Source organism: Achromobacter sp. UBA5777, from assembly GCF_002418565.1.
In the GTDB taxonomy this organism is placed as follows: Bacteria; Pseudomonadota; Gammaproteobacteria; order Burkholderiales; family Burkholderiaceae_B; genus Achromobacter; species Achromobacter animicus.
Window position 1 is genome coordinate 1 of the sequence record NZ_DIEJ01000284.1, and the last position, 15059, is coordinate 15059.

Genomic DNA, 15059 nt, shown 5'->3' on the forward strand with positions numbered 1-15059 from the left:
CACTGCCGCCACCGCCAGCGGCACCGCGGCGCCCCCGGCGAACGACGCGGCCGACGCCAGCGCCGCCTGCACCGGCCGCGCTCGGTTGTGCAGCGAGATGCCCAGTTCGTCGCGCGCGTGCGCGTCCAGCGCGTCATGGCTGGTGAGCTGGCGCGCCACCTGTTCCGCCAGATCGCGCGTCAGCCCCCGGGCCACATAAATGTCCACCAGTTCGGCCAGTTCTTCGCCGGAATTGCGCTTGAGCGAGCGTTGCTCCATGCGCAGGTCGGCGGCTTCGGTGTCGGCCTGCGTGCGCACCGACACGTATTCGCCCGCCGCCATCGACANNGCCTGGGCCGCGGCAACGCCGGTGATGAGGCTGGCTGTCGAGACGATACCGTCGTTGGCGCCCAGCACTGCGGCGCGCAGCCAGTTGCTACGGAAAATTCGGTGATGTTCTTTTGCTGGCATTGCCGGAAAACCCATGCGAGGCGCGACAGACACGAGGCGCCCCAGGCATGGCCCGGCGCGCCTCGCGCGGAGTTCATCGCGGCGTCACGCGCACCGCGGTCAGCAAGCCTATCACGCACAGCGTGGCGTGTTCGCCGTCGTAGGCATGCATTTCCACTTGGCAGACCGAAAGACGCTTGCCTGGCTTGACCACGCGCCCGGTCGCGACAAAACGGTCACCCTTTGCGGGCGCCAGGAAGTTCATTTTGAACTCCGACGTCAGCACGTCCTCGCCCGGTCCGAACAGCGTGAACGCGGCATAGCCGCCCGCGCTGTCGGCGATGGTGGTGGAAATGCCCGCGTGCAGAAAGCCGTTCTGCTGGCAGAGGTCGGCGCGGTAAGGCAGAACGATGTCCACCCTGCCCGGCTCGACCGTGTCCAGCTTGGCGCCCAGCAGCGCCATGATGCTTTGCTGGCCGAAACTGGCCTGGACCCGCGAGGCCGGGTCCATAGCGGCGTTGGACGGCGCCACGTCAGTCCTGCTCACGCTTGACCAGGTTGACGATGCTGGAAAAGTCCAGCTTGCCGGAGCCGCCGCCGCTGTGCAGCGAATACAGATTCCGCGCCAGCTCGCCCAGCGGAATCGAGGCGCGCGCCGACAGCGCCGCCTCGGCCGCCAGGCCCAGATCCTTGAGCATCAGGTCCACGCCGAAGCCGCCGGCATAGCCCTTGGACGCCGGCGCATGCTCCATGACGCCCGGCCACGGGTTGTAGAGCTCGGTCGCCCAGTTGCGTCCCGAGCTCTTGGCGATGATGTCCGACAGCACCTTGGGATCAAGTCCGTTGGCCACGCCCAGCGCCAGCGCCTCGGACGTGCCGGCCATCAGGATGCCGAGCAGCATGTTGTTGCAGATCTTGGCCACCTGCCCCGCGCCTGCCGGGCCCGCATGGAAGATGTTCTTGCCCATCTTCTCCAGCACGGGGCGCGCGCGTTCCAGCGAGGTGTCGGCGCCGCCCACGATGAAGGTCAGCGTGCCCGCGGCCGCGCCGCCCGTGCCGCCCGAGACCGGCGCGTCGATCATGGCGATGCCGCGCACCTCGGCCGCCTGGGCCACCTTGCGAGCCGAGTCGGGCGCAATGGTGCTGCATTCAATGACCAGCGCGCTCGAGGCGATCTTGCCGAGCAGATCCTGATCCAGGTACAGGCCCTCGACGTGCTTGCTGGCCGGCAGCATCGAGATCACGACTTCGGCCCCTTCGACCGCTTCCGACGCGGACGCCGCCGCCGTCGCGCCGGCGTCGGTCAGCAGCTTGATGGCCGCCGGCACCAGGTCGAACACCTTCAGGGTGTGGCCGGCCTTGACCAGGTTCAATGCCATGGGCGCGCCCATGTTGCCCAAACCGATAAACGCGATGCTGCTCATGATGTCTTGTCTCCTGTTGCTATTGCTGTAGGTATGGATTCATCGTGACCTGCGAAACTGCGTGACCTGCGTGACGGGGGGGGGAGCCAAGGACCGGCTGGCGAGCCGGCCTCTATCAGCGACCGATCAGCGCCCTTCCTGTCCCAGATCGGCCAGCGGATGCGGCTGGCCTTCCGGCCAGGGTTCCTCAAAGAATTTCTGCACCCAGGCGTCGGTGGCCATGTCGATGACGGCCGGGTTCCAGCGCGGGTTCTTGTCCTTGTCGACCAGCAGCGCGCGGATGCCCTCGGCAAAATCGCCGTGCGCGGTGCATGCCAGCGCAGCGATGTACTCGACGCGGAACACGTCATCCAGCGACCGCAGGCGCGTGCGCTGCTGCAGCGCGAACGCCAGCCGCACCGATCCGGGCGAGCCCGCCAGCATGGTCTTAGCGGCGCGCGACAGCCACGGATCCTCGTGGTCCTTCAGGAAGGACAGCTCCTCGTAGATGTCGTCCAGCCGGTTGCCGTTGCACAGGTTGTTGACGACAAACGAGTGCTGGCGCAGCGGGCCGGGTTCCAGCGGCGTGGCCGGCTCAAGGGCGGTCAGCGCGCGGCGCAACAGGCCGTCGTTGATGGAGCGCGGCGGAATGGCGTCTTCGGGAGCGCCTGCGGCCTGCCCGGCCCACGGCTGCTGTTCCAGCGACGACAACAGCGCGGGCCAGTCCGCGCTGTTCAGGCGGAAGTCCGCCAGCCCCGCAAAGAAGGCGTCGGACGTGTTCAACTGCGCGCCCGTCAGCGCCAGGAACACGCCGCTGCGGCCCGGCATGCGGTTCAGCAGCCAGCTTCCGCCCACGTCCGGGAACAGCCCGATCGATACTTCCGGCATGGCAAGGCGTGAGGTCTCGCTGACGACGCGGTGGCTGGCGCCCATCATCAGGCCAATGCCGCCGCCCATGACGATGCCGTGGCCCCAGCACAGCACGGGCTTCGGATAGGTGTGGATACGATAGTCCAGCCGGTATTCGCGTTCGAAAAAGGTGCGCGCGTAAGGGTTGCTCCAGCCGGACCTGCCCGCGTTCTCTTGCATGCTGCGGTACAGGCCGTGCAGATCGCCGCCGGCGCAGAACGCCTTGTCGCCCGCGCCTTGCAGCACCACCAATGCCACACCGGGATCCCGCGCCCACGCGTCCAGACGGTCAGCCAGCAGGTCCACCATCTCGAGCGACAGGCCGTTCAGTGTTTGCGGCGCATTGAGCGTCGCAATGCCGAAACGCATTCCATTGGCAGCGGATCTTTCTTCGAACAGCACCGGTGCATTCATCTTATGTCGGCTCCTTTTTCCAACAATTGGCGGGCAATGATCACGCGCATGATCTCGTTGGTGCCCTCCAGAATCTGATGGACGCGAGTATCGCGCACCAGACGCTCCAAGGGATAGTCTTTAAGGTAACCATAACCACCATGGATCTGTTGCGCGTCCAGGCAGATCTGGAAGCCCATGTCGGTGGCAAAGCGCTTGGCCATCGCGCAATAGGTGGAGGCGTCAGCCGCGCCGGCGTCCAGCTTGCAGGCAGCAAGCCGCACCATCTGGCGCGCCGCGACCAGGTGGGTGGCCATGTCCGCGAGCTTGAATTGCAACGCCTGGAATTCCGCCAGGCGGCGGTTGAACTGGCGGCGCTCATCCATGTAACGGCGGGCAGCGTCCAGCGCGCCTTGTGCGGCGCCCACCGAGCACGTGCCGATATTGATCCGGCCGCCGTCCAGGCCCTTCATGGCGATCTTGAAGCCCTCGCCTTCCACGCCCAGCATGTTGGCAGCCGGCACGCGGACGTTTTCAAAGGTGATCGGGCGCGTGGACTGGCTGTTCCAGCCCATCTTCTCTTCCTTGCGGCCGTAGCCGATGCCCTCGCTGTCGGCCGGGATCGCAAAGGCGCTGATGCCTGCCGCGCCCTCGCCGCCGGTGCGGGCCATCACGACCAGCAGGTCGGTGTCGCCGCCTCCGGAGATGAAGGCCTTGGCCCCGTTGACGATGTAGCTGTCGCCGTCGCGCTGCGCCCGTGTGGAAAGCGATGCCGCGTCGGAACCGGCGCCCGGCTCGGTCAGGCAATAGGAGGCCAGCTTTTCCCCGCTGGCGAGCAAGGGACCCCAGGCGTCCCGCAGGCCCGGCTGGCCCCACTTGCCCACCATCCAGGTCGCCATGTTGTGTATCGTCAGGAACGCCGTGGTGGACGGATCCACCGCCGCCATTTCCTCGAACACCAGCGTGGCATCGAGTCGCGGTAAGCCCAGGCCGCCGATGTCTTCGCTGGCGTAGATCGCGCAAAAGCCCATCTCGCCCGCCCGGGCGAAGGCCTCGCGGGGGAAGATGCCCTCGGCATCCCAGCGCGCGGCGTGGGGAGCCAGTTCACCCTCTGCGTAATCGCGCGCGGCCTGCGCAAACGCGCGCTGCTCGTCGGTCAGTTCCAAGTCCACAGCCTGTCTCCTGTTGTAGTCGGTATTGTCTGGTGGCGTTGCTGCCGTCTCGTGAACGCCAGCCCGCCGATTTTGACATGACGTTGACGTAAACGTAAACGGACACCCGGCTCAATGTTACGCCCGAAGCGGCCGGGCGTTTTGTCTTATTGACGACAATGTGCGGGACGGCAGGCGGCAACGGCCGCCAGCGGAGACACGGCGGCGCGCCGCGGCGGTGTCACACCGGGGCGGCGATCAGCGCGTGCGTGCAGCGCGCTACAGCAGCCCTGCCGGGCGAACCCGTCCGTTGCGGGCTGTCTTGGTACGGCGGTGCTCGGCGCGGCGGCGGCGCGATTCCTTCGGGTCGAACGTCAGGCCGCGATAGATTTCCACGCGGTCGCCGTCGGCCAACCGCGCGTGCGGCTCGGTGGCGCGGCCAAAGACGCCCACGCCCCGTTCCCACGGCTTGACCACAGGAAACGCCTGCGCGAACCCGCTGGCGGCCAGCGCGTCTTCGACCGTCGCACCGTCAGGCAGGCGCACTTCCCGCTGCCACGCGTGGCCGGGCAAGGCGTAGCAGACGACGACGCCGATCTGCCCTGCCGCGGACGCCTCACTCGCCATACTTGGCCTGCGCGCGCTTGGTGAAGGAATCGATGAAGCTGGTCGCAATGCGGTTGAAGACCGGCCCCACCACCATTTCAAGCGGCCGGTTCGAGAACGCATATTCCATGGTGAACAGGACCTTGCAGGCGTCTTCGGCCAGCGGCTGGAACACCCAATGCCCCACCAGGCTGGAGAAGGGGCCATCCACGAGTTCCAGGTCGATCCGTTCCGGATAGACGTGGGTATTGCGCGTGGTGAAGCGCTGCTTCATGCCCGCAAAGGAAATCAGGATGGAGGCCTGCATACCGTGTTCATCGCGGGTCTGCACCTCGGCGCCGCCACACCACGGCATGAACTCGGGGTACTTCTCCACGTCGGCAACCAGGTCGAACATCTGGGCGGCGCTGTAAGGCACCAGGACGGATCGTTGTACTTTGTGCATCGACTATCGCAAATGGCTAGAATGGCAAGATTTTACCGGCACAGCGCTTTGTGGGCCTAAATGGGCCGAAACTTTGCGCAGAATAACGAGCAATCCCCGTTCGCAACAACCCGCAATCGGCCGGATAGCCAGATTCGCAGAATCCCAGCAAGAAGGCTTTATGAGCATTATCGACAACCGCAAGGCCACGCACGACTATTTCATCGAAGACCGCTACGAGGCCGGCCTTGTCCTGCAAGGCTGGGAAGTCAAGGCGATCCGGGACGGCCGCGTGCAGCTCAAGGAAAGCTACGTCATCGTGCGCGATGGCGAACTCTTCCTGCTGGGCATGCACGTCAGCCCCCTGCCCACCGCTTCCACGCACATCCATCCGGACGCCATGCGCACGCGCAAGCTGCTGCTCAAGGCCGAAGAAATCAGCAAGCTCATCGGCAAGGTCGAGCAGCGCGGCTACACGCTGGTGCCGCTGAACCTGCACTACAAGAACGGCCGCATCAAGCTGGATTTCGCGCTGGGCCGCGGCAAGAAGCAGTTCGACAAGCGCGACACCGCGCGCGAGAAGGACTGGGCGCGCGAAAAGGAACGCATCATGAAGCACGACACCCGCGCCCCCCGCCGCAGCAAGGACGACTGATCTACGCGGCCACCGGCAGCGCCGGGCGCTCGGCCTCGTGGCCGGGGCCCACGATGCGGTTGCGCCCCGCCGACTTGGCCGCATAAAGCTTGCGGTCGGCCCGCTCAAACAGCACCTGCAAATTCTCGCCGGGTATCCAGTCTTCCACACCCGCACTGAACGTATACGAAATGGTGCTGCCGCCGTGCGCACACGGCGTGCGCCGCACGGAGTCCAGCAGCCGCTCGGCCACCTCCAGCACCGCGTCGCTGCGCATGTCTGCAAATAACACGCAGAATTCTTCGCCGCCCACCCGGCCCACGTGATCGCCGGTGCGCAGCGTGGCAGTCGCCAGCAGGCCAAAATGGCGCAGCACCGCATCGCCGGCCGCGTGGCCGTGCGTATCGTTGATGCGCTTGAAATGATCGATGTCCAGCAGCAGCAAGGTCAGCGGACGGCGCATGCGCAAGGCCTGGGCGCAATAGCGCTCGGCCTGCAGCCACCACGCCTTGCGCGACATCAGCCCCGTCAGGAAGTCAGTACTGGCCTCTTGCTCGCGATCGGCCAGCATGCGGTCGTGGATGATCATGATGGTGCCCAGCGTCAGGCAAGGCATGATCAGCACCCCCAGCGTCAGGAAGGCGACGCTCCACAAGGTGGGCTCCAGAAAGGCCGACACCATGTCCAGCTCGACCAGGTAAACCGCGGCGCGAAGCGCGCAGACCACGGCGGAGATCAGCGTCACCACCCACACGAAACGGTAGCTGTAGCGCGAGCGGTGCGCCGGCATGTTGCGCTGGACGACGATGGCCACGGCCAGCATGAACCCCATCTGCAGCAGCGACATCGCCACGATGCGCGGCCCCACCTGCCAGTCCACGTACGTATAGACGGCCACGACCGACAGCGCGGCCACGCAGCCCAGCGTCATCAGATGCCGGGGCACCGTCAGCCCGAGCAGCCGGCGCACGCCCGCGTAATACGCACAGAGGGCAAGCGCGATGGCCGTATTGGGCACCAGGATGGAGGCCCATAGCGGCGCCTCGGTGCTCTGCAGCGCAAAAGTAGAAAACGCCAACAGCGTGAGCAAGTTGGCGCGGATGGTTTCGCGGATGCCGGCCATGCCGCTGCGCGCCAGCGACCCCAGCACGCAAAGGGAAAGCACTCCCGCCAGCGCTGCTATCAGAAGCAAATTAACGGGAGCGATCATGGGCGGCGCGCCGCAAGGCGCGGTATCAGGTGTTGCGCGTGGATTTCACGATGGTCATGGCGGAGGCGATCATGCCGCCCACGTCGGACAGGTTGGCCGGCAGGATGAGCGTGTTGCCTTCCTTGGCCACGTTGCCGAACGCCTCGACGTAACGCTCGGCCACCTTCAGGTTCACGGCTTCCATGCCGCCCGGCTGGCGCACGGCATCGGCAACCTGCGTGATGGCCTTGGCCGTGGCTTCGGCGATCGCCAGCACCGCGGCGGCTTCGCCCTGGGCCTGGTTGATCTGCGCCTGCTTCTCGCCCTCGGAACGCGCGATGGCGGCTTCACGTTCGCCGGTGGCGATGTTGATCTGTTCCTGACGGCGGCCTTCGGAGGCGGCGATCAGCGCGCGCTTCTCGCGTTCGGCGGTGATCTGTGCCTGCATCGAGCGCAGGATTTCGTTGGGCGGCGTCAAATCCTTGATTTCGTAGCGCAGCACCTTCACACCCCAATTCAGCGCCGCCTCGTCCAGCGACGACACGATGTTGCTGTTGATGGAGTCGCGCTCTTCAAAGGTGCGGTCCAGTTCCATCTTCCCGATGACCGAGCGCAGGGTTGTCTGGGCCAACTGCGTGATCGCGGAAATGTAGTTGGACGAACCGTACGACGCGCGCATCGGGTCGGTGACCTGGAAGTACAGCACGCCGTCGACCTGAAGCTGCGTGTTGTCACGCGTGATGCAAACCTGGCTGGGCACGTCCAGCGGAATTTCCTTCAGCGAATGCTTGTAGGCCACGCGCTCGATAAAGGGAATCACGAATCCGGCGCCCGGCGACAGGACACGGTCGAACTTGCCCAGCCGTTCGACCACCCAGGCATGCTGCTGCGGCACGATGGCGATCGCCTTGACGACGATCAGGATTGCCAGTGCAACGATGACGAGCAGCACGATGGTTGAAGTATCGATCATGGTGTGAAGCCTCTTTTCGAGTGGATGCGCTGGCCTGCCCCGCCATGCCGGCCAGGGTTCCAGCGTTTGCCCGCGGCGCTGCGCGGGCGCGTTCTGCTATGCCGACCCGCCGCGCTTGGGAGTAAGCACGAGGATCGAGCCGCGCAATTCAGTAATGGTGTGTTCGCCGGGCTGGGCGGCATGCCCCTTGGCCACTTCAGCCTGCCAATGTGCGCCGCGGTACCAGACGCGCGTTGACCCGCTGTCGGACCACGCCTCGACCGTGACGGTCTGGCCAATGTCCAGAATGACGTCGGCGTTGCGGGCCGAATTGACCTCGCGCTTTTTCAGTACCCGCGTCTTACGCAACACCACGAGTCCCAGCAGCAGCACGACGCCACACGCCACCAGCTCCCATTGCAGGCCCGCATTCAGCCAGGCAGCAATGCCGCCGGCGGCCAGACCCAAGGCAACAAGCAGCAAATAGAAGGTTCCTGTCGCCAGCTCACCGATGAGGGCCAGCGCGGCCAATCCCAGCCAAATCCACATAGTCTCGAGAATCGTCTGTAAGGATGAGTATCTGAGCGGATTGTACGTATTTCCGGGACGGAGCGGGAACTGCCGTGCGCCGACGGGAACATTTTCGCTGGATTATGATGTGCCCCTGGCGCGCAGGGTCGCGGGACCCCCACGCCGCCCTTATTCACCCACACGCTCTTATGACCGCTGCAACTTCTTCTGCTCTCCCCGTCCTGATCCTGCATACCGGCGATCCGGACGACACGCTCAAAAGCCAGTTCGGCGGCTATGCCGAACAAATCATGCAGGCCGCCGGTCTGGCCGCCAGCGCGGTGGACATCGTCGCGGTCTACGAAGGCCAGCGTCCGCAGGCGCCCTCCAGCTACCGCGCCGCTTTGATTACCGGTTCGCCCGCGATGGTCTCCGACAAAGAACCCTGGAGCGAAGACACCGCCGCCTGGCTGCGTGAGGCCCTGGAGGCCGGCCTGCCCATGTTTGGCGTCTGCTACGGCCATCAATTGCTGGCGCACGCGTTCGGCGGCAAGGTCGGCTACAACCCCGCCGGCCGCGAAGTCGGCACCCAGACCGTCGAATTGCTGCCGACCGCCGGCGGCGATCTGCTCATGGCCGGCATGCCGACCACCTTCCCCGCCCAGATGCTGCATGCGCAGACCGTGTTGCAACTGCCCGCGGGCGCGGCCGTGCTGGCGCGCTCGGACCTGGACGAGCACCAGATGATCCGCATCGGCCGCAACGTCTTTTCCACCCAATTCCACCCCGAGTTCGGCCCGGACTTCATCCGGGCCCATCTTGAACGCTATGGCCGCCGCTACGCAGCCGAAAACCTCGACGTGCCAGGGCTGTCCGCCAACGTGCGCGCGACGCCCGTGGCGGCTGGGCTGCTGCGCCGCTTTCTGGAAACCTACGCGCCCGGCGCCTGAGCCCCACCGCCGCTGCTCCAGCGGCCGCGCCAGGGACCGCCGCAACAAGCGGAGTGCGCAGGCCGGCCCGCCTTGAGACGATAGCGTCAAGCGTAAGTCATCACGCAAGAAGCCAGGAGTCCCTTATGAGCCCCGCCGCCGCCCCCTTGAGCAAACAGCACGCCGCCGCCGTGGAGCGCGCCTGCCGCGCCCTGGAAGCCGAGCAGCCGCCCGATCTGTCGGCGCTGGCCGAACAGGCCGGCATGAGCCGCTTCCATTTCCACCGCATTTTCAAGGCCGCCACGGGCATCACGCCCAAGGCCTACGCCAACGCCCTGCGGGCCAGCCGCGCCCGCCAGCGCCTGGAAGACAGCGCCAGCGTCACCGACGCCATGTACGACGCCGGCTTCAACTCCAGCGGGCGCTTCTACGAAGCCGCCCCCGCCATCCTGGGCATGACGCCCACCGCATTCCGCAAGAACGGTGAAGGCGTGGACATCCGGTTCGCGGTGGCGCAGTGCTCGCTGGGCGCGCTGCTCGTGGCCGCCAGCAGCACCGGCATCTGCGAAATCGCGCTGGACGAGGACCCGGACCGATTGGTCCAGAACCTGCAGGACCGCTTCCACGCCGCGAAACTGATCGGCGCCGACCCTCGGTTCGAAAGCTGGGTGGCGGACGTGGTCGGCTTTGTCGAAGATCCGTCGCGCGGCCTGGACCTGCCGCTGGACGTGCGCGGCACGGCATTCCAGCGCAAGGTCTGGGAGGCGCTGTGCGAGATTCCGCTCGGCGAAACCGCCACCTACTCGGAAGTGGCCGAACGCATCGGCGCCCCCGCCGCTGTACGCGCCGTCGCCCGCGCCTGCGCCACCAACAACATCGCGCTGGCCATTCCCTGCCACCGCGTGGTGCGCACGGACGGATCGCTGGCCGGCTACCGCTGGGGCATCGACCGCAAGCGCGAACTCATTGCCCGGGAAGCGCGGGCCGCCTGATCTGTGCGCGGCGTGGTCTGGGCCCCAGACCCCTCGGTGCGCTAAAAGCAGCTTCGGGATTATCGTCCCGCCTCTTCGATGTCGCGGGGAAATCTAGGCTCATAGCACAGCAGCAGCGAAAGCCAGTGGCCGGCAGCATGGATCAAGATAGCGGGCAACATCAATAGGTTCGCTACGACAAACACCCATAAGCCGCTGTGGCGCAGGAACTGAGTGTCCAAGCCCCAGGCCGCCTTGAACGAAAGCCAGGGCCAGGGGAACTTGTTGATAAGTCTTTTCGGCGCAGGCGCGGCAGCGGGGCCGTCCTCCATGTAGCGGCGGATGTACTCCCAAAACGCGAGGAGCTCGCTGGCATTGCGAGTAGGTTTACCCACGAAAGTGACTTCGATGTTATCGGTAGGAGTTCCCTGCAAATCCACACCATCGCCCCGATCCCAAACCAGAATGACGAAACCTCCGGTGCCCTCCAGTTCGCTCATGCCTTTGTCCATAAGTACCTCGGTCTTATCCCAATCCATGATACGGATGCCGCCTAGATGCTCGGGGCGTAGCAAGTAAACCTTGCGGGTAGCTCGGTTGAAACGAACGATGATGCGACGGGCGGTGAGGGATTCCAACCGAAAATACCGTAATGTGTATTTTAAGAAAACACATAGGACCGCAAACCACAGCACCGGAAAAAGTATCAGGAAAAAGTAATCCTCACCGTCCAGCGGCAAATCATCATAGTAGCCATGACCTTGACGGATGTAGTCCACGGACACGATCACGGTACGCAAGCACGCGTAGATCAGAAACCCATAAATCCATCCTAAAAATGCGGTGATTATTCCTCTCTTCTCATCGTTTGGCGTGCGAAGATCCATAGCCGAGTCGGTCAAGGCGTATACCGACTCATTGTCGTAGACGTCGCCGCAAACACACTCGCCAACACCTTCGGGAGCATGAATATCTGCCTGCCCCGGCTGGCGTTGTTGCTTGCCCAATTCTTCAGTCGCTTCCTCGTAGCTCAGCAAATTTCGCGACCACTGAAAACCGCGCTCCAATAAGTACATCAGTACACTACCTTCACTGATCGTTGCATGAGTTCGATCTCCATTTCTTCTGTCGCCACAGGACCGTTGCGGCGGTTTTTACGAAACGAGCAGTGATCCAGAAATAGTTCCAGAGCATCAGGAAGGATATATATTTCAACCGCAGCAAAAGCCAAGATCGCGAGATTCATGCTCAGGAATATGCGGAGCATCAAGACCATCCGGCCAGCCAGGGCGGTTGACAGCCTGGAGCCCACGTTGAGCGCACGCCCTAACATTCGACTGGTTCCATACCTTCGCGATAAATGCTCCAAGTAAGCGCCCGCCGCACCTAACCCGACCGCAACGGATAGTGTGGCTGCACCTAGCTGGGCGCTAGCCCGCAAAAAGTAAAAGCCAGCAATTGAGAATCTTCTGAAGACGAAATTTTTATTGAAGTCTTGGAAGTCATAGGTTGCCCCGACTAGCGAAGCTGCGCCAGCCAAGATCCCCGCCGTCAAGCGAAGGCCACTACGGAATACCTTGGCACCTTGCTGCACAGCAGCGCTGCCACTTTTCTCCGCAAAGCTCACCGCGCCCGCACCCACTTCGAAACCCGTTGCAGTTAGCGCCAGCAGCGCCGCGACAATCTCCACATACTCCTTGCTTCGCTTGTTTTCCGCCGTCAGTCTGTTGCACAGGTTCCACATTTCCAATAAGACCAAAGTGCTTCCAATGCGGATTTCAGTCATTGGACCTTTTATTCCCGTCCGCAGGGCCTCCTCGAACTGACGGCTGGCGGAGCGGCCCATGCGTACCGTTGACCCTCGGCTCAGTTCCTTGCCGTTCCGCAATTCGAGACGATAATGCTGCGCGTACCGACCCAGGCGCCCGAGCAGCACTGACGCCGCGAGCTTGTTGAATGGGGCGTCCACAATGGCGGCAGCAGTCTTGCTTTGGAACATTGAGTTGCCTAGCGCGTTGATCAGCATCGCACCGCCAACCAAGTAGCCGGACGGTGGCCCTCCGCCCGTTGAGGCATCTGCCATCGAATCGAGCATGGCGTGGCTCTTTTCGTAAAGATCCGCCAGCTTCTTTAGCCGGTTCTGCAACGCGACAGGGTCGACGGATTTCAGCGTCTCGCGCTCGCCGAAAAGTCGATTCACTTCGCTTTCAATGCTCTCCTGGTTCTGCGCCAACGACCGCCAGAACAGGTTTTCTCGGGAGACTCCCGCTTTACGCCAGCGATCAAGCAGTTCCTCGCCGACCGCCGTGGCATTCATGCCGGCGACCGCCTTTCCCATTTGGTCTTCAAATAACAAGGCCTGCTTAGTATCCTTACGGTCAAACGTGTCGAGCGCGTCGAGGAGCGGTTCGCTCTGCAGCCAAAGAAGGTGGTCCGAGGCACGCGCATCCTTGGCCGCGTCCGCCATACCGACTTCTTCGCGATAGCGCTTCAGGAAATCCTGACGCATTTCCTCATCGATGTAGTCGGCATACTTGCTCCAGCTTCCGGCACGGCGCTCCTTGGCGGCAGCTTCCTGAACCTGCCGTTGATGTTGCGGATTGCGAAAGTTGATGAAATCACCCCGCGATTGCAAAGTCATGTGGTTGTTGCTCATCTCGTACCCGCGATCCGAGTAACGCACGCCGTAGTTCTGCTGCTCCTTGTAATAGAGCTTTTCGGCTTCGTCCTCTAGCAGTTTCCTGATGTTTTCAATGCCGAAAGCGATCGTGAACTTGCGATGGTTGGTAAGCTTTTCGCCGTCCTCATATGCCATGAATGCATCGAGTGCGTCGACACTCGCATTGCGCCAGGCGTTCAGTTCCTGAGTAATGCCGAGAGCGTCCTCTACGACGATGCCCGCACCACGGAACCGATTGTGCTTGGCCGTGGGCCGCATTTCAGCCTGCGTGGCCTGCAGGGGTGGTGCAAGAGGATTGAACGCCTGCGTTTTGAGCAGCGTATTCAAACCCGGCTGGTTTACAGCCGCGAAGTCGGCAACGCAATCAAGCTGATCAAAAGTCAACACGCCGTCTTGCGAGCGAACACAATCCATTTCTTCGGGAGGCAGCGACGCAAGTTTGGCGATATCCACTGAGACCAACTTATCCCTGCTTGCCGGGAGCGAGCGATATCTGCGCAGCGTTTCCTTGGTCAAAGGGCATGGGCTAAAGAGCAGGCGAAGATCCTTGATGTCGTCCACGTCATGGACTTTGAACATCCACTTCCAGCCGGCGTATGCATCCATGCCTTGCCCCGCGGCGCGTTTCGGCTCCCACGGCTCATCCGCATTCATATAGGCGAGCGTTCCGGCTTCCGATACTCGGTACTGGCTGTGCCATTCGTAGGTCCCCGCGCTCACGCGCTGCACAAGGACGTACAGGAATCCCTGACGCAGCGGGCGTATGGCGTAAGTCGATTCGCTCAGACTGCCCACTCTGCTTGGCTTATTCAAATGCTCGGGCAAGGACGGAAGGAGTTTGCGCCGTTCGGCGCTACCTCCCACGGCGCCATACCGTAGCGGAAGTATCGTGAAGGTGCGAGTGCAAGTTACCTCCGCCCCGCGATTCAAGATTCCATCGAGAAGCGTGCAATTCTCTGCACACGCATTAAAGGTATCGTTCCAACCGAACATTGACGTCCTCAACCATTTTTCCTGCGCATGCGCACTTGCAGCGCCTGCGCCAGGGGTTCTCGCAGCGCTTTCGCCTCGTGCAATGCGTCGTTCCATGCCGGAGAACCTTCGAGCGCCTTGCCTTGCAACGCCATCAAGGTCACGTAGTCGATTCGGTCGCTCTGTCGGCTCAGACCGATGCGATCCGCTTGAGCTAACAAGTCATGTACGAGTCCAAGCCGGGTGCCATGGCAGTTTTCGCGGTCGCCCTTCTTTTCAAGCGGTGCCCGAAGCTGGTCCGCCAGTCGGTGCGTGAGCGGGTCGCCCGCAAGCGCCTCCCAGCATGACTCGTCCAATTGAATAGATGGCGTGCGATACGGCTTGGTCGAACCGTGACCTGTAAAGTGTTTCCAGGCCTTGCGCTCTCGGTGGGGAAACACGAGCCACCATGATCGAACCGGCGCCAGCCAGTCTGAGATTCCGGGGAGATCCTGACGCGCATGAAGCACGGGAAACGCCGTTTCCGTATGAAAGCGCAGCAAATAAGTAGCGCCCTCCGGGCCCTTCGCTGTCGTGGCTTGACTAAGGTGCTTGGCCAATTGAGGTGGGGACATGGCGCTGGTCAGCCAGACGCAAATTGCGTCTCCGGCAATGTCAGCAACGTCGCAGAGAAAGTCGTACTGTCCTTGCAGGTTGTTCTGGGCGGCAGGCCCGAACAACCATGGGCCAATCTCTCGGAGATTCTCCAACTCTCGCTGCTGCAGTAGCGGCCAACCGGAGAATCGCTCCATCAGCTGCCTCCGGACATCAGCCTTCAGGCGAGCCATTTCAATGATGGCTGTCAGCCCATGATCGGGGAGCCGACGCAGCTCGTTCACGACGCTTTCAGAAAATGGATTCATGTGCG

The 15059-nt window shown here is 63.2% G+C and carries 16 protein-coding genes; 3 read left to right on the forward strand and 13 right to left on the reverse strand.

Annotated features, from left to right (window positions below; genetic code table 11):
- The 7 genes from B3446_RS24695 to B3446_RS24725 form a co-directional block, all read right to left on the reverse strand.
- Positions 1-450, reverse strand: a 450-nt coding sequence (locus B3446_RS24695; RefSeq protein ID WP_291386376.1) for a VIT1/CCC1 transporter family protein, incomplete at its 3' end; no start/stop codon positions are given.
- A 73-nt stretch (positions 451-523) separates the two neighbouring features.
- On the reverse strand, positions 524-940 hold the full coding sequence (locus B3446_RS24700) for a PaaI family thioesterase (protein ID WP_175186157.1): 417 nt from the start codon (positions 938-940) through the stop codon (positions 524-526).
- Positions 941-962: 22 nt separating this feature from the next.
- Positions 963-1853, reverse strand: a complete 891-nt coding sequence (gene mmsB / locus B3446_RS24705; RefSeq protein ID WP_191578053.1) for a 3-hydroxyisobutyrate dehydrogenase — start codon at positions 1851-1853, stop codon at positions 963-965.
- 126 nt (positions 1854-1979) lie between these two features.
- Positions 1980-3155 carry an enoyl-CoA hydratase/isomerase family protein gene (locus B3446_RS24710; protein ID WP_291386378.1) on the reverse strand — a complete coding sequence of 392 codons (1176 nt, stop codon included), beginning with the start codon at positions 3153-3155 and terminating at the stop codon, positions 1980-1982.
- Positions 3152-4306: an acyl-CoA dehydrogenase family protein gene (locus B3446_RS24715; protein WP_291386380.1), complete on the reverse strand. Its 1155-nt coding sequence runs from the start codon at positions 4304-4306 to the stop codon at positions 3152-3154. The genes B3446_RS24710 and B3446_RS24715 overlap by 4 nt, the downstream gene beginning before the upstream one ends.
- A gap of 258 nt (positions 4307-4564) precedes the next feature.
- Positions 4565-4912 carry an RnfH family protein gene (locus B3446_RS24720; protein WP_175121910.1) on the reverse strand — a complete coding sequence of 116 codons (348 nt, stop codon included), beginning with the start codon at positions 4910-4912 and terminating at the stop codon, positions 4565-4567.
- Complete coding sequence (locus B3446_RS24725) at positions 4902-5336, reverse strand: type II toxin-antitoxin system RatA family toxin (RefSeq protein WP_056316825.1); 435 nt, start codon at positions 5334-5336, stop codon at positions 4902-4904. Before B3446_RS24725 ends, B3446_RS24720 begins: the two co-directional genes overlap by 11 nt.
- A 124-nt stretch (positions 5337-5460) precedes the next feature.
- On the opposite strand from B3446_RS24725, the gene smpB reads away from it, so the two are divergent.
- Entirely contained in the window at positions 5461-5970 is a 510-nt protein-coding gene (gene smpB / locus B3446_RS24730) for an SsrA-binding protein SmpB (RefSeq protein ID WP_224776897.1), read from the forward strand.
- Position 5971: 1 nt separating this feature from the next.
- On the opposite strand, the gene B3446_RS24735 is transcribed toward smpB, so the two are convergent.
- The 3 genes from B3446_RS24735 to B3446_RS24745 form a co-directional block, all read right to left on the reverse strand.
- Positions 5972-7159 carry a GGDEF domain-containing protein gene (locus tag B3446_RS24735; protein ID WP_191578057.1) on the reverse strand — a complete coding sequence of 396 codons (1188 nt, stop codon included), beginning with the start codon at positions 7157-7159 and terminating at the stop codon, positions 5972-5974.
- Between the two features lie 25 nt (positions 7160-7184).
- Positions 7185-8111 carry an SPFH domain-containing protein gene (locus B3446_RS24740; protein WP_008167745.1) on the reverse strand — a complete coding sequence of 309 codons (927 nt, stop codon included), beginning with the start codon at positions 8109-8111 and terminating at the stop codon, positions 7185-7187.
- Positions 8112-8207: 96 nt separating this feature from the next.
- The gene (locus B3446_RS24745) at positions 8208-8639 is read right to left on the reverse strand and encodes an NfeD family protein (protein ID WP_291386386.1); all 432 of its coding nucleotides are present in this window, start codon (positions 8637-8639) and stop codon (positions 8208-8210) included.
- Between the two features lie 170 nt (positions 8640-8809).
- On the opposite strand from B3446_RS24745, the gene B3446_RS24750 reads away from it, so the two are divergent.
- Complete coding sequence (locus tag B3446_RS24750; RefSeq protein WP_291386388.1) at positions 8810-9550, forward strand: glutamine amidotransferase; 741 nt, start codon at positions 8810-8812, stop codon at positions 9548-9550.
- 125 nt (positions 9551-9675) lie between these two features.
- Positions 9676-10521, forward strand: coding sequence for a bifunctional transcriptional activator/DNA repair enzyme AdaA (locus B3446_RS24755; protein WP_291386390.1), 846 nt, complete (start codon positions 9676-9678; stop codon positions 10519-10521).
- A gap of 59 nt (positions 10522-10580) precedes the next feature.
- On the opposite strand, the gene B3446_RS24760 is transcribed toward B3446_RS24755, so the two are convergent.
- Genes B3446_RS24760 through B3446_RS24770 form a run of 3 tightly spaced genes read right to left on the reverse strand, consistent with a single transcriptional unit; the run spans position 10581 to position 15054 of the window.
- Positions 10581-11576 (reverse strand): DUF6708 domain-containing protein, encoded by a 996-nt coding sequence (locus B3446_RS24760; protein WP_291386392.1) that lies wholly within the window; start codon positions 11574-11576, stop codon positions 10581-10583.
- The gene (locus tag B3446_RS24765) at positions 11576-14269 is read right to left on the reverse strand and encodes a T6SS effector BTH_I2691 family protein (protein ID WP_349680058.1); all 2694 of its coding nucleotides are present in this window, start codon (positions 14267-14269) and stop codon (positions 11576-11578) included. The genes B3446_RS24760 and B3446_RS24765 overlap by 1 nt, the downstream gene beginning before the upstream one ends.
- Complete coding sequence (locus B3446_RS24770; RefSeq protein WP_291386394.1) at positions 14182-15054, reverse strand: DUF4123 domain-containing protein; 873 nt, start codon at positions 15052-15054, stop codon at positions 14182-14184. The genes B3446_RS24765 and B3446_RS24770 overlap by 88 nt, the downstream gene beginning before the upstream one ends.
- Positions 15055-15059 lie beyond the last annotated feature (5 nt).